Origin of the sequence: Klebsiella planticola, assembly GCF_000783935.2 — a bacterium.
In the GTDB taxonomy this organism is placed as follows: Bacteria; Pseudomonadota; Gammaproteobacteria; order Enterobacterales; family Enterobacteriaceae; genus Klebsiella; species Klebsiella planticola.
Genome location: NZ_CP026047.1, coordinates 4913503 through 4927435, shown reverse-complemented (window position 1 = coordinate 4927435; position 13933 = coordinate 4913503). Strand labels below are relative to the sequence as shown.

Here is a 13933-nt window from a genome sequence, read left to right as displayed (position 1 = left end):
AGGTTTACTGTTGCAAGTAATCGTGATGATGTGTATTTTTATGCAAAATTAATGCATAAAAAGAGGTTGTCATGATGGGGAAATGGATAAAGGCGTGTTGTCTGCTGGCGGCTCTCGCCGGGAGCGCGCAGGCGGCACAGGAAACCTACGTTGTCGGTTCCGGTGGGACCTACCGCCCGTTTGAATATGAAAACAGCCAGAAGCAGCTGGAAGGTTTTGATATTGATATCATTAAAGCGATCGCTAAAGCGGAGAACTTTACTATCAAGCTGGTGAATACGCCGTGGGAAGGGATCTTCGCCACCCTCGGCTCCGGCGACCGCGACATCATTATCTCCGGGATAACCATCACCGATAAGCGCAAGCAGATGGTTGATTTTTCCGCCCCTTACTTCCCGGCTGAGCAGTCCATCGTGGTGCCGGCAGATTCCAAAGTGACCTCTCTGGCAGCGTTGAAGAGTGAGAAGGTCGGGGTGGTGAACTCCAGCACCGGCGATATCGTGGTCTCGGATGTGCTGGGTAAAAACAGCACCTCTATTAAGCGTTTTGATAATACCCCGCTGATGCTGCAGGAGCTGTTTGAAGATGGCGTCAGCGCGGCGGTGGGCGACGTGGGCGTGGTGAAATACTACATCAAACAGCACCCGGAGAAGCAGTTTAAGCTGGTGCCGGATGCCAGGTTTGAACGCCAGTATTTCGGTATCGCGGTGGCCAAAGGCAACGCTGAACTGCAGGCGAAAATCAACGCCGGTCTGAAGAAAATCGTCGCCGACGGCACCTACGCCAAAATCTATAAAACCTGGTTTGACGACAACGTCCCGACGCTGCCTGCGCAATAATTCATCTTTTGGTTTTCATGACGGCTATCGACGCGTGCGATAGCCGTATTTTTTAGGGAAGCACTATGACGGGATTCCGTTGGGAGATCATCGAGGAGTACGGTCCGCTGTTTATGGACGGCGCCTTGATGACCATTAAATGTACCATTATCTGCGTGATCCTCGGTACCCTGTGGGGCCTGACGCTGGGCCTTGGGCGGATGGCGAAAGCGGAACACGGAGCGTGGAAATATGTGCTGCGCTATCTGGTGCAGTTTCCGGTGCGCGTCTACGTCAGCGCGTTTCGCGGCACGCCGCTGTTTGTGCAGATTATGGTGGTGCACTTCGCGCTGGTGCCGCTGTTTATCAACCCGCGTGACGGTCTGCTGGTCAGCCATGGGCTGATGAGCGCCGATTTTGCCCGCGAACTGCGTTCTAACTACGGCGCGTTTCTCTCCTGTATCGTGGCCATTACCCTCAATGCCGGGGCCTATGTTTCGGAAATCTTCCGCGCCGGGATTCAGTCGATTGATAAAGGGCAGATGGAAGCTTCACGCGCGCTGGGGATGCCGTGGTGGAAAACCATGCGCCAGGTGATTCTGCCGCAGGCCTTTCGGCGGATCCTGCCGCCGCTGGGGAACAATGCGATTGCCATCGTCAAAGACTCTTCGCTGGCTTCGGCGATTGGTCTTGCCGATCTGGCCTATGCCGCGCGTACCGTTTCCGGCGCCTATGCCACCTACTGGGAGCCCTACCTGACCATTTCTCTGGTCTACTGGGTCATTACCTTCCTGCTGGCGCAGCTGGTTAACCGTCTGGAAAAGAGGTTTGGCAAAAGTGATTCACATTAATAATCTGCACAAACGTTTCGGCGACAGCCACGTACTGCGGGGCATCAGCTGCGATATTAAACCGCAGGAGGTCGTCTGTATTATCGGGCCGTCGGGTTCCGGAAAAAGCACGTTCCTGCGCTGTATGAATGCGCTGGAAAGCGTCAGCGAAGGCATCGTCGAAGTCAACGGCTTTGCCGCCCACGACCGCAGCACCGATCTGAACAAGATGCGGGAAAGCGTTGGCATGGTCTTTCAGCGCTTTAATCTCTTCCCCCATATGACGGTGCTGGAAAATCTGATCATGGCGCCGATCAACCTGCACGGCGTGAGCCGTTTGCAGGCGGTGCAGCTGGCGGAAGAGCTGCTGGCGAAGGTAGGATTAAGCGATAAACGTGACGCCTGGCCCTCCAGTCTCTCCGGCGGCCAGCAGCAGCGGGTGGCTATCGCCCGCGCGCTGGCGATGAAGCCTTCCATTATGCTGTTTGATGAACCGACTTCTGCGCTGGACCCCGAGCTGGTGGGTGACGTGCTGGAAGTGATGAAAAATCTCGCCAGCGAAGGGATGACGATGGTTATCGTCACGCACGAGATGGGCTTTGCCCGCGAAGTGGCTGACCGGGTTATCTTTATCGATCAGGGCATTATTCAGGAAGAGGGGAAACCAGAGCAGATCTTTACTGCTCCGGTTAATCCGCGCACCGCGGCCTTCTTAAGCAAGGTATTATAATACCGTACGACGGCGCGCCATCAGGGAATATCCCCTGGTGGCGCTTGCCGTTAGCCGCTCAGTTAAGGCTGCATCTCAGGCGGTTTCAGTCTGAGCATCGTCGTCATCGCGGTCCTGGCGTGCATTCGCCAGCAGCGCTTTCTCCGTTTTCCCCAGGCACTGAATCAGCAGGAACAGCACTCCGCAGGCCAGTAGGGTGACCAGCAGGCCATCATAGCCGGATACGCTGATCAGCAGGCTACTGACAACCGGGCCGGCAACGCTGCCCGCCGACCAGAAAAAGCCCAGCAGCGCGTTGATCATAATAAGCTTCTGCCCGCTGAAGGTTTTACCGGCGCGCACCAGCGAGAGCGTATACAGCGCCCCCGCCGCCGCGCCGAGGATCAGACACCCGACGATGAGCTGTACAGGCGACGCCAGCAGGAAAGGGAGCGCCGCCAGGGCGAGGCAAAACACCACCGCGCAGCTCAGGTGTACGCGGCGGATGCCAAATTTATCGGCAACCCAGCCCAGCGGCGCCTGGAAGAAGGCATCGCCGGTTAACACAATGGTCACCAGCAGAACCGCCATCGCCTCGTTCAGCCCTTTATCCATCCCGTAGAGCGGCAGCAGCGCCAGAATGCTGGCGTCAAAGAAGGCGAAGCAGAAGACGCCGGACGCCAGGACCGGTAAAAACGCGCCCAGGCTGCGCCAGCTGGCGCGTTCAGCGAGGCTTTCGCGGCTTCCGCCCGGCAGATGGCGTAGCATCAGCAGACACGCCGCGGTGAGGCCGACGACGGCCAGCAGCACCCAGATTTGATAATCGGCGCCGGCAGAGATCAGCAGCGGCCCGGCCAACTGGCAGCCGGTGAATGCCGAGGCGTAAATACCGGTCAGGGTGGCGCGGTTTTTACCCGCCGCGCCGCCGGTTATCCAGCTTTCGCCAAGCACAATGATCACCCCGGAGGCGATCCCGGTCAGAAAGCGCGGCAGCAGCAGCTGCTGCAGATCGACGGTCAGACAGGAGGCGATGGTGGCGAGCGCCAGCAGGATCAGGTTGGCCGTGAGCAAGGTGCCTATCTCAAAACGACGGCACAGCGCGGGCGAGAGGAACGACGAGAGCATCATCCCCGCCGGCGGCAGCGCGGCCAGCAGGCCGACGTAGACGGTGTCTGTCTGCTGCTGCGCAAGTTCAAGGCTGATTAAAGGCACCGTATAACCGGTGATAAATCCCACTAATGACGCGGCCATAATCATCGCCAGCGTGGGGGCAAGGCGATTCTGGTCTGGGTTAAACATTTTATTCCCGATAACGGAAGTCAACAGGTGGATAATCCGGCAAAGTGCCGACGACCCTGAATATTAATTAAACGCATGCGCGCTGTCACCGTTGAAATGACTACTAATATTGATACGCGGGCTCGGGCGCCCGGCAAAACGCGCCGTTCGGGCCCCCGGGGAGTGTTGTCAGCGCGCTGGCGAAAGGATATAACGAAGAGGGCATTCCGCCAGCGACGGGCGCATGCATAAAATGTATCCCGATTTCATACTCGTTCAGCGTTGATGCTGTGCAGGAAAGGAGTAACACATGGCAGTATCGCCTTCATCGATCGCCGAGGCCATCCGCTGGCGTCGTGATTTTCATGCCTGCCCGGAGCTGGGCTACCAGGAACAGAAAACCTCGCGTCGCGTCGCTGAATTATTGACATCCTTTGGTCTGCAGGTGCATTGCGGGCTGGCAGGGACCGGCGTGGTGGCGACCCTGGAGAACGGCCCCGGGCCGGTTATCGGCCTGCGCGCCGATATGGACGCGCTGCCCATTACCGAACGGGGTGACGTCAGCTACAAGTCCCGTAATCCGGGCGTAATGCACGCCTGCGGCCACGATGGCCACACCGCGATGCTGCTGGCCGCCGCCGCGCATCTGACCCAGACCCGCCGCTTTCGCGGGACGGTGCATTTTGTTTTTCAACCGGCCGAGGAGAACCTCGGCGGCGCGCGCAAGATGGTGGAAGAGGGGCTATTTGAACGTTTCCCGATGGACGGTATCTACGCGCTGCACAACTGGCCTGGGCTGCCGCTGGGGCACGTGGCGGTTAACGAGGGGCCGATGATGGCCTCGCTGGACGCGTTTGAAATCACCCTGACCGGCAAAAGCTGCCACGCGGCGATGCCGGAAAGCGGCGCCGACCCGATTGTCGCCGCCGCGCAGCTGATTATGGCCCTGCAGACGATCCCCTCGCGCCGCCTGTCGCCGCAGGAGTCGGCGGTTGTCAGCATTACTCAGATTAACGGCGGCGAAGCGATTAACGTTTTACCGGACAAGGTGGTGCTGCGCGGGACCTTCCGCTGCCTGAGCAACCGGGTGCGTGAACGGGTAAAAGCGCTGATTGCGCACTATGTCAGTACGCAGCCGCAGGTCTCCGACGTGCAGGGGAGCATTGCCTGGTATCCCGGCTATCCGGTGACCAAAAACCATCGCGCGGAGGCGATAAAGGTGCGCGAGGCGGCAGTGGCGGTACTGGGCGAGGCGGCGGTGAGCGGGCAGATCGCGCCGTCGATGGCGTCGGAGGATTTTGCCTGCATGCTGGAGGCCTGCCCTGGCGCCTATTTCTGGATCGGTACCGATGGCGAAACGCCGTCGAAACCGCTGCATAATGCCGGCTATGATTTTAACGACGATTTGATTGAACACGGCGTCACGCTGTGGACGGCGCTGGTGGAAAAACTGCTGCCGGTGGGCTGACGCCGACGGCGGAAGCTGCTGCTATCAACGTGAAGGGGAGAGGCGATGCCTCTCCCCTGGTATTCAGGCGTCCACTGCCGCCTTCAGGCGCGCTTTCATGTCACTGTAGGCCCGCCAGGCAAACTGCTCTGCCCAGAGCTGGTCCTTGATGGCTTCTATCTTCACCGCGCAATATTTGGTTTCCGGCGTTTTCGAGACCGGGTCGAGGTTGTCCTGAGTAAGCTCATTGCAGGCACCGACCCACCACTGGTAGGTCATATAGACGGCGCCGTGGTTGATACGGTCGCTGATATCCGCGCGGGTAATCACTTTGCCGCGACGCGAGCTTACCCACACCAGCTGCCGATCGGCGATCCCCAGCCGGTCGGCATCGGCGCGGCTTATCTGCACGCGACCGGGCTCATCGGCAAGGGATTGCAACGCCGCGCAGTTGCCGGTCATCGAGCGGCATGAATAGTGGCCGACTTCGCGCACGGTACAGAGCACCAGCGGATAGTCGGCATCCGGGGTCTCCGCCGGCGCACGCCACGGTGCGGCAAACAGTTGACCTTTCCCCGACGGGGTATCAAAGCGGTTTCCTTTATACAGCCATGGCGTGCCGGGGTGTTCGAGCGTCGGACACGGCCACTGCACGTGGTTCATATCGCCCATTTTTTCATAGGTGACGCCGTAGAACAGCGGGCACAGGTCGCGCATTTCGTCCCAGATTTGCTGGTTGTCGTCGTAGTGCATCGGATAGCCCATTTCGCGGGCCAGCAGGCTAATGATCTCCCAGTCGCGTTTTACGTTGCCCGGGGCCGGGATGGCTTTTTCGAAGCGCTGAAAACCGCGATCGGCGCAGGTGAAGACGCCGCCGTGTTCGCCCCAGGAGGTTGCCGGCAGCAGCACGTCGGCTATTTCGGCGGTTTTGGTCATGAAGATATCCTGCACCACCACAAAATCCAGCGCTTCGATGCCCTTACGCACCAGCCCCAGATCGGCTTCGGTCTGCAGCGGGTCTTCCCCCATGATGTAGTAGGCTTTGATCTCCCCGCTCAGCGCTTTATGCGGAACTTCGGTAATACGGGTGCCGACTTTGTCATCCATTATGGCCGGGTCGATTCCCCAGGCCTCGGCAAATTTGGCGCGGACGCTGGGATCGGTCACCTCCTGATAGCCGGGGAACAGATTCGGCAGCACGCCCATGTCGCAGGCCCCCTGGACGTTGTTCTGCCCGCGCACCGGGCCGACGCCGACATGTTCCCGGCCGAGGTTACCGGTCAGCAGAGCCAGGCTGGCCAGGCCTTTCACCACATCGACCGCCTGGCCGAACTGCGTGACGCCCATGCCCCACATGATCGTGGCCGACGGCGCGGCGGCAAACATTCTCACCGCCTGACGTATCTCTTGCGCCGGGACGCCGGTGATCGCTTCCACCGCTTCAGGCGAGTAGGCTTTCACCGCCTCACGGTAGGTGTCCAGCCCTTCAGTAAAGCGTTTGACGTAATCATGGTTATAGAGATCTTCTTCCAGCAGAACGTGGCCGAAGGCGTTGACCAGCGCCATATTGCTGCCGTTATTGAGCTGCAGGTGGCGATCGGCAATGCGGGCGGTTTCAATTCGTCGCGGATCGCAGACGATGATTTTCGCCCCGTTTTCGCGCGCTTTAATCACCCGGCGGGCGACGATAGGGTGGGAATCGGCGCAGTTGTAGCCAAAGACCAGCAGACATTTTGAGTGTTCAATATCGCTGATGGAGTTGCTCATCGCGCCGTTACCCAGCGCCTCCTGCAGACCCGCCACCGACGGACCGTGACACACGCGGGCGCAGCAGTCGACGTTGTTGGTGTTTAATACCGCCCGGGCGAATTTCTGCATCACATAGTTGGTTTCATTCCCGGTGCCGCGAGACGAACCGGTGGTCATAATCGCGCGCGGGCCGTACTGTTCTTTAATCTCCCGGAGTTTTTTTGCCGTGTAGCGAATCGCCTCGTCCCAGCTGACCGGGGTGAGTTTCCCCCCTTTCTGGTAGCGAATCATCGGCTGCTTCAGGCGCGGGGTGAGCAGCTGAGTATCATTAAGAAAATCCCATCCGTAATACCCTTTGAGGCACAGCTGATTCTGATTGGTTACCCCATCGGCGGCTTCCGCACGGATAATTTTATTGTTATCGACAACCAGCTTGAGTTTGCAACCCGCCCCGCAATAAGGGCAAACGCTTGTGATTTTTTTCATCAGTAACAGACCTGTTAACAGTGAATGAAGATCAATGGTCAGGCCGGGTCAGGCCCGCCATCGTCATGGAATCCTTTCGCCGCGATGCAAGCGGAAGGCAGGAGCGGTATGCAGAAGTTGTGCCAAAATTAATTTATTGATATATAAGGAGATTAATTCGTAGTGCGGAGGTGTCGTCGTGATGTCGTCACTAATGACGATGACGTAACAGAACGCCCGGGGAGGGCGTTCTGTCAGGGGCTAGCCCATTTTGGGCTGAAACTGCGCCAGTTTCTGCGGCGGGAATCCGGCTTCCAGCGCCGCTTGGCAGATGGCCTGCCAGCTGCCGGCATCCAGTGGAATGCCCTGTGCCAGGCGCGCCTGACGATTGGCCTCTTCCCATTCGCCCGGCACCAGAATCGGCGCGTGCGCCTCGTGAGGCGACTGTTTACACCAGTCGATGAAGGCTTCCGTCTCGCGCTGCATGTCCGGCGCGTCGAAGGCTTGCGGGTCGAGAATAATGGTGGTCATGCAGTTGAAGATGGCGTCGACGCAGGTCTGCAGGCTCTGCTGGTGAGTGGTCTGGCCGCCGGAGACGGCGCCGCCGAGGATTTCGCACAGCGTGGCGAGGGCGTAGCCTTTATGCTGGGCAAAGGTCAGCAGGGCGCCCAGCGGCGAGGTCTGCATGACCGCCGGGTCGGTGGTCGGTTCGCCTCGGGCGTCAATCAACGAACCGGGCGGAACGGCTTCGCCTTTATGCCAGGCGACGCGCGTTTTGCCAAAGGCAATCGCGCTGGTGGCGTAGTCGAGCAGTAGCGGAGGCTGGCCTTCTCGCGGGAAGATAACGCACAGCGGATTGGTGCCAAAGCGGCTGTCTTTGCCGCGAAACGGGGCAACCATCGGGTCGCCTACGACGCTGACGAAGTGAATCGAAATAAAACCTGCCGCCGCGCACTGCTCGGCCCAGTAGCCGATGCGTCCGATGTGATGCGCGTTGCGCAGGGCGATAGCCGCCATACCGTGTTGCCGGGCTTTCTCAATTCCTTTCTGCATCGCTTCATGGGCAACTACCTGACCAAAGCCTGCGTTGCCGTCGAGTGTCACTACCGCGCCGGCGTCCTTCATCACGCTGGCATGGCGGTTAAGCTGCAGATGACCCTGAGCATGGGAACGCAGGTAGCTCGGGATCATCCCCACCCCGTGTGAGTCGTGGCCGGCGAGATTAGCGGCCACCAGATGGTCGGCGACAAGGGAGGCTTCGGTGGGAGAACTGCCAAGCTGAATGAAGAGAGTGTTGACGAACTGATGCAGATCCGTCGCCTGAAAACGATATCCGGTTTGCACTGATACGCTCCTGTGACTTATTTGATTGTGTTGTTGTTTTGTTAAGTTTGCCCTTCCATGCTGCGCTCCTGGGCGAAGAAGATCAATACTTTGCGCACCGGAGAGAATTGAGGGGCAGAGAACAGGCTTGAGGCCCGGCGTGCTGTTCGCGGCCCTGAGAATCATTATGATAAAACCAACTAATAAATGATAAAGAGAAGACTAAAATGAACGTCAGTACGCTGCTTTTAATTATCGTCGCGATTTCGCTGCTGGGATTATCGATCTATTGTTTATTGAGCTATATAAAAGAACGCAAAGCGATGCGCTTTAAATCTTTCCGTCATCGCTAATACCCGCCGAGGGCCCGGGCATACGCTTTATTTATAATGGTTGTCGCGCCAGGCTTTCGGCGTGGCGTGGTATTTTTCACGAAAACTCTTGCTGAATGACGGGTGGCTGACAAAACCGCAGCGCCAGGATATCAGCTCAACCCGCAGCCGGGGATCGGATTCCAGCAGTTGCCGGGCCGCCTCCAGGCGTATCTCTTTAATCTCCGCCATCACCGAACTCCCCTGTTGCTGAAAAGCCCGGTCGAGGCTGGATCTTGAGCAGCGCAGCATTCGGCAAAGCAGGTCGGGAGAGAGATTATGTTGATGATAATTAAGCGCAATAAACGATTTCGCGCTGTTCACCAGATGCGCGAGTTTTCCTGACGAGCGCAGCCCTTTCTCCTGCGCCACATCGGCCAGAACCTGTAACGCGATATGATGTAAGCCATCGACGATTACCGCGGTTTCCTGGGTAGATAAACTTGCCGATTGCGCGTCCAGTAGCAGCATATGCGATTTTAAAAATAGCGCTAAAGGGTGATTATCCAGGGAGATGATTGGGCTGGTCAGTTGACCGCTAAATAGCGTTTTGATTTTCGCACTATGCGGAATGATATACAGCTGTTTGACATCATCACATTGATAATTGTAATAATCATTGCGCTGATGAACGATGAGTTGTCCCGGATTAACCTGGGCGACAGCGGATTTTTTCCTGCCGCCGATCAGCTGATGCCCCTGTACCAGCAGAGAAATATAGGTTGAAGACTCAGCCACCTGATGCGGGTCGAAGATTGTCTCGTTTTTAGAACCCATGGCACTACAATAATCGCCGGAAATAGCAGATATGGTTTTATGGTGGGCCACAATTTCTGCCGGACGGCGGTTATTTACGACCTCAATGCCATAGCAGCTGAGGTTCTGCGATATTCGCTGATAGCGCTCTTCCGGCGCAATATCCGCCGCGCTTAAAACATGTGGAACGTATAGCGTCGAAGGTCTGGACATGCTTGTCTCTTATCCCGGGTTGACGTTGGCAGGTAGTTCTTTTTTATCCTTCTGATTATAAGATTAATCTTCATTAAAGCCAGCGGGCGGACGGTTTTTTACATTGGCCTGGGGGGGAATTGTTCAGTATTGCGTGGGAAACTATCAATACGTAGCGCATCGCGGTGACAGCCTGGCCGCATCAATCAGCGGAAATCTATTTTTATTTGACTTTTTCACGGCACTGAAAATATAAAATCAATTAATTTTAATTATTATTTTTTATTTAAAGTGGGTGTTTTGAGTTGTTATGTTGATATTTTAACAAAATAAATCAATCTCGGTTTGGTTATTTTCTGTCTGCCGGGCGCTCGCGCGACAGCAAAAAAAGAGAGTGGACAGCAGGATGAAAATCATCGCAATCTAAAAAGAGGCATTCATTTCGCAACGGGGAAAATACGCGGATGCGCAAGAGTAAAATAATTGTTTTATCTTTGATGGTTGTTTGTGTTTTATGTTTTGCAATTGTTGCTGTTTATTTTTTATTGCTCAAGGATGACGCTGCGGAGCCCGTCAATGAAGAGACGGAAGCTGCGGTCCTGGACGTCGCCGGATTCGCAAACAGCGGGCATCGCGACGAGCAAAAATTGAGAGCGCTGTTCCAGACACGCATCGTGACTCGCCAGCTGAATCTCGATCGCGGCGAGCTGGTCCCTGCCGGGCACACTGACGCAGAACAACAGTGCTGTGCAGACCTGCCACCGACCCGCGACCCGGCGCAGATCCGGCGTCGCTGTGCGCTGGTGGATATTTACCTGGTCCGTGATACCGACCAGCATATTCAGCAAATTATTCTGCCGGTCTACGGTAAGGGCGCCAAATCAATGATGTATGCGCTGGTTGCTCTCAGCACGGATGGCCGCACGGTAAATGACCTGATCTATTACCAGCAGAATGAGACGCCGCTGCTGGGGGCGAGGGTGGAAGACCCGCAGTGGCGCAGACAGTGGGCAGGGAAAAAAATCCGCGATGACCAGGGGCGGCCCGCGTTGCAGGTCGTTCAGGACAGTGTCGGCCAGCATGACGCCTATACCGTTGACGGCATCAGCGGTGCGACCCTGACCTCAACCGGCGTGGAGAAAAGCATCAATTTCTGGATGGGGGAGCAAGGGTACGGCAATTTTCTCCGCCATCTGCAGGATGATCCCGCGATATTAACCCAATAGCCTTCAGTCGTTTGCATCCCCGCCACGACGCCACTTCCGGCGTCGTTTTTTTATCTTGCGGGCGGGGGGGGGGGGGCGTCAAAAACGGACGCGCCCGCAGCCGACACAAAACGTGTTGTTCTTTGCGGTTTTTTACACAAATTGTCACCATTTGACATTTTCATGATCTGGGTCATGTGCACGGCAAGGAAAAATGACAATGATAACTATTATCATTACCGTTAATGGAACCCGTCATGTCAGCTCCTCGCTCTTTTCTGCTGCTCACGTTGCTCAGCGTCCTGTTTTGCGCGTGCGCGATGGCGCAAACCCGCTACGCGCCGCTGATCGAGGATATTGAGCACCGGCTGGATAACACAACCGAGCTCTACCAGCAGCAAAAAAACAACGAGGCGCGTCGGGAAGTGCAGGCCGCCTATTTCGAAGTGTTTGAAAACCTCGAAGGTCCTATCCGCATCAATTTTTCGGCGCGTAAAAGCTACGAAATGGAGAGCACTTTCGGTGACATCCGTCGCATGATTGCAGACGGTAAGCCGCTGCAAGAGGTTCAGGCCCGGGTGGACGGGCTCAAGAAAGCGCTGCGTGACGTTGAGCCTGTGCTGGATGGCGGCCATCGGCTGGTGGCGGAAGAGCAGCATACCGCGTTGACCCGGGGCGATATCGCCTTGCACTGGCAGAACAGCTTCCGCACCATCGACGATCTGCTGGCGCAGGCGGTGAGCGCCTATCAGGCGGGAAATTACCCCCTCGCCAGTCAGCAGGTGCAGCAGGCGCACTATCAGGGATTTAAAAACTCAGAGATGGAAATGTCGGTGCGGCAAAACCGCTCGGCAAAAAACGCGGCGGCCATTAATCAGCAGTTTACCGCCCTGATTGCGCTGACGTCCCAGCCGGATCGTCTGAACGATGTGGCTTATCAGGTGACGACGCTGTTGCAGGAGCTCGAAGACATATTGCCGGGGCTGCCGACGACCCGCGATGACCAGCCGGTGAATGCCCCGACGGCAGACGAAGAGAGCGCCCCGCTCGCCGTAGGCGCGCCGGGCGCTGACTGGGCCAACGTTGCCACGGGGATTAACCAGAGTATCGATGCGGCGCTGGCGCGCTACCAGCGCGGCGAGGCGTCTGATGCCCTTCTGGATATTCAGGACACCTACTTCGATCGTTTTGAAGCCACCGGGATGGAGAACAAAATCGGCTCCCGCGATGCCGCGTTTAAAACCCGCCTTGAGGCCCACTTCACCCGTCTGGTCAGCCTGATGAAGGCCGGACAGCCGCAGGACAAACTGGTGGCTGAAGCCGCTGCGCTACGAGCGGATCTACATCAGGCGGTGGCGATGCTGGGCGAGGGTGAAGAGACGCAGTGGAGCCTGCTGCTATACAGCCTGATGATTATTGTACGTGAAGGGCTGGAGGCGCTGCTGATTGTGGCGGCCATCGTGGCCTGGCTGGTGAAAAATGACCATCACGACAAGCTGCCGCTGATTCGTCAGTCGGTGGTCGTCGCGCTGATTGCCAGCGTGGCGACGGCGGTCGTTTTCCAACTGGTGTTTACCCGCTCCGGCGCCAGTCGGGAGCTGCTGGAAGGGATTACCATGCTGATCGCCGTGGTGATGCTGTTCTTTATGAGCTACTGGCTGCTGTCGAAGGTTGAATCCCGCCGCTGGAAAGCCTGGCTGGAGGGTAAGCTGACGCATTCGCTCTCTCGCGGCTCGCTGGTCGGGCTATGGCTGACCAGCTTTCTTGCCGTCTATCGGGAAGGCGCCGAAACGGTCCTGTTTTACTACGCCCTGGTTGGCGACGCGCAGAGTGTTTCCGGGCATCTGGCCATCGGCGCAGGGTTTGTTATTGGCTGCGTGCTGCTGCTGGCCGCATGGCTCATCATGCGCTACTCGGTGGTGCGCCTGCCGCTCAAACCTTTCTTTATCTTCACCGGCGGCTTTATGTACCTGATGGCATTTGTTTTTGCCGGTAAAGGGGTCCTTGAACTGATAGAAGGCAAACTGTTTCAGCCTACGCTGGTTGGCGGCGTGCCTGAAATCAGCTGGCTGGGCATTTATCCCTATCTGGAAACCCTGACGCCACAGGTGATTTTACTGATTGCTGCCCTGGTTGCCCTGTGGATTACGCTCCGCCGCAATCACCTACCCACAGCACAGATAAAAAATAATATTTCAACATTATAAGACGCGAGGATTTGTCAAATGACCATCAAAAAGAGCCTGATTATCGGCGCCACCGTGGCCGCTATTTTTACCGCGCCCGCGGCGCTGGCCTTTAAAGAATATCCGGCAGGTGAACCGGTCACCATGAATGAGATGGAGATCGCCGCCGTCTATCTTCAGCCGATTGATATGGAACCGCGCGGAATGGGTCTGCCGGCAGCGAAATCAGATATCCATCTGGAGGCCGATATTCATGCGGTTGAAGGGGGAAAGAATGGTTTTGGCGCCGGTGAATGGATTCCCTATTTGACCATTGCCTATACCCTGGTCAATAGCGATACCGGTGAAAAGCAGGAGGGGACTTTTATGCCGATGGTCGCAAGCGACGGTCCGCACTATGGCGCCAATATTAAAATGATGGGCGTCGGCAATTATAAAGTGACCTACCACATTGAACCGCCATCAAAAGCCGGGATGCACCGTCATACCGACAGCGAAACCGGGGTGGGCCGCTGGTGGAAACCGTTCGATGTCAGCTATGAATTCAAATACGTCGGCCTGAACTAAACGTTCGTCGCGCAGGATGGCCAGCATGCCGTCCTGC

Annotated in this window: 12 protein-coding genes; 8 read left to right on the top strand and 4 right to left on the bottom strand. The window is 57.0% G+C overall.

Annotated elements, in window-relative coordinates:
• The first annotated feature begins 71 nt into the window (after positions 1 to 71).
• From MC50_RS23740 to MC50_RS23730, 3 genes are all read left to right on the top strand, one after another.
• Positions 72 to 839 carry a basic amino acid ABC transporter substrate-binding protein gene (locus MC50_RS23740; protein WP_032697350.1) on the top strand — a complete coding sequence of 256 codons (768 nt, stop codon included), beginning with the start codon at positions 72 to 74 and terminating at the stop codon, positions 837 to 839.
• A gap of 65 nt (positions 840 to 904) precedes the next feature.
• Positions 905 to 1669: an amino acid ABC transporter permease gene (locus MC50_RS23735; RefSeq protein WP_032687191.1), complete on the top strand. Its 765-nt coding sequence runs from the start codon at positions 905 to 907 to the stop codon at positions 1667 to 1669.
• On the top strand, positions 1656 to 2378 hold the full coding sequence (locus MC50_RS23730; protein ID WP_047665654.1) for an amino acid ABC transporter ATP-binding protein: 723 nt from the start codon (positions 1656 to 1658) through the stop codon (positions 2376 to 2378). The genes MC50_RS23735 and MC50_RS23730 overlap by 14 nt, the downstream gene beginning before the upstream one ends.
• A 75-nt stretch (positions 2379 to 2453) precedes the next feature.
• On the opposite strand, the gene MC50_RS23725 is transcribed toward MC50_RS23730, so the two are convergent.
• A complete protein-coding gene (locus MC50_RS23725; protein ID WP_032687192.1) occupies positions 2454 to 3656 on the bottom strand; it encodes an MFS transporter in 1203 nt (400 codons plus the stop codon).
• 289 nt (positions 3657 to 3945) lie between these two features.
• Here MC50_RS23725 and MC50_RS23720 point away from each other — a divergent pair, with 289 nt between their 5' ends.
• Positions 3946 to 5103 carry a M20 aminoacylase family protein gene (locus MC50_RS23720; protein WP_032687193.1) on the top strand — a complete coding sequence of 386 codons (1158 nt, stop codon included), beginning with the start codon at positions 3946 to 3948 and terminating at the stop codon, positions 5101 to 5103.
• Between the two features lie 63 nt (positions 5104 to 5166).
• Here the strand turns inward: MC50_RS23720 and fdhF are convergent, their stop codons facing one another.
• Positions 5167 to 7317 carry a formate dehydrogenase subunit alpha gene (gene fdhF, locus MC50_RS23715; RefSeq protein ID WP_047665059.1) on the bottom strand — a complete coding sequence of 717 codons (2151 nt, stop codon included), beginning with the start codon at positions 7315 to 7317 and terminating at the stop codon, positions 5167 to 5169.
• Between the two features lie 240 nt (positions 7318 to 7557).
• Positions 7558 to 8640: a malate/lactate/ureidoglycolate dehydrogenase gene (locus tag MC50_RS23710; RefSeq protein WP_047665058.1), complete on the bottom strand. Its 1083-nt coding sequence runs from the start codon at positions 8638 to 8640 to the stop codon at positions 7558 to 7560.
• Positions 8641 to 8846: 206 nt separating this feature from the next.
• Here MC50_RS23710 and MC50_RS23705 point away from each other — a divergent pair, with 206 nt between their 5' ends.
• Complete coding sequence (locus MC50_RS23705; RefSeq protein ID WP_138223600.1) at positions 8847 to 8972, top strand: small membrane protein; 126 nt, start codon at positions 8847 to 8849, stop codon at positions 8970 to 8972.
• Positions 8973 to 8999: 27 nt separating this feature from the next.
• On the opposite strand, the gene MC50_RS23700 is transcribed toward MC50_RS23705, so the two are convergent.
• Complete coding sequence (locus MC50_RS23700; RefSeq protein ID WP_032697346.1) at positions 9000 to 9959, bottom strand: helix-turn-helix domain-containing protein; 960 nt, start codon at positions 9957 to 9959, stop codon at positions 9000 to 9002.
• A gap of 443 nt (positions 9960 to 10402) precedes the next feature.
• On the opposite strand from MC50_RS23700, the gene nqrC reads away from it, so the two are divergent.
• The 3 genes from nqrC (at position 10403) to MC50_RS23685 (ending at position 13896) form a co-directional block, all read left to right on the top strand.
• Entirely contained in the window at positions 10403 to 11164 is a 762-nt protein-coding gene (gene nqrC, locus MC50_RS23695) for an NADH:ubiquinone reductase (Na(+)-transporting) subunit C (protein ID WP_047665057.1), read from the top strand.
• Between the two features lie 236 nt (positions 11165 to 11400).
• The gene (locus tag MC50_RS23690; RefSeq protein ID WP_047665056.1) at positions 11401 to 13350 is read left to right on the top strand and encodes an FTR1 family iron permease; all 1950 of its coding nucleotides are present in this window, start codon (positions 11401 to 11403) and stop codon (positions 13348 to 13350) included.
• Positions 13351 to 13368: 18 nt separating this feature from the next.
• Positions 13369 to 13896 carry an iron transporter gene (locus tag MC50_RS23685; RefSeq protein WP_032687199.1) on the top strand — a complete coding sequence of 176 codons (528 nt, stop codon included), beginning with the start codon at positions 13369 to 13371 and terminating at the stop codon, positions 13894 to 13896.
• Positions 13897 to 13933 lie beyond the last annotated feature (37 nt).

What these genes read in the sequence shown, in the direction of transcription:
- MC50_RS23740 (WP_032697350.1), top strand. Translation starts at nt 72, where the DNA reads ATGATGGGGAAATGGATAAAGGCGTGTTGTCTGCTGGCGGCTCTCGCC.
- MC50_RS23735 (WP_032687191.1), top strand. Translation starts at nt 905, where the DNA reads ATGACGGGATTCCGTTGGGAGATCATCGAGGAGTACGGTCCGCTGTTT.
- MC50_RS23725 (WP_032687192.1), bottom strand. Translation starts at nt 3,656, where the DNA reads ATGTTTAACCCAGACCAGAATCGCCTTGCCCCCACGCTGGCGATGATT.
- MC50_RS23720 (WP_032687193.1), top strand. Translation starts at nt 3,946, where the DNA reads ATGGCAGTATCGCCTTCATCGATCGCCGAGGCCATCCGCTGGCGTCGT.
- fdhF (WP_047665059.1), bottom strand. Translation starts at nt 7,317, where the DNA reads ATGAAAAAAATCACAAGCGTTTGCCCTTATTGCGGGGCGGGTTGCAAA.
- MC50_RS23705 (WP_138223600.1), top strand. Translation starts at nt 8,847, where the DNA reads ATGAACGTCAGTACGCTGCTTTTAATTATCGTCGCGATTTCGCTGCTG.
- MC50_RS23700 (WP_032697346.1), bottom strand. Translation starts at nt 9,959, where the DNA reads ATGTCCAGACCTTCGACGCTATACGTTCCACATGTTTTAAGCGCGGCG.
- nqrC (WP_047665057.1), top strand. Translation starts at nt 10,403, where the DNA reads ATGCGCAAGAGTAAAATAATTGTTTTATCTTTGATGGTTGTTTGTGTT.
- MC50_RS23690 (WP_047665056.1), top strand. Translation starts at nt 11,401, where the DNA reads ATGTCAGCTCCTCGCTCTTTTCTGCTGCTCACGTTGCTCAGCGTCCTG.
- MC50_RS23685 (WP_032687199.1), top strand. Translation starts at nt 13,369, where the DNA reads ATGACCATCAAAAAGAGCCTGATTATCGGCGCCACCGTGGCCGCTATT.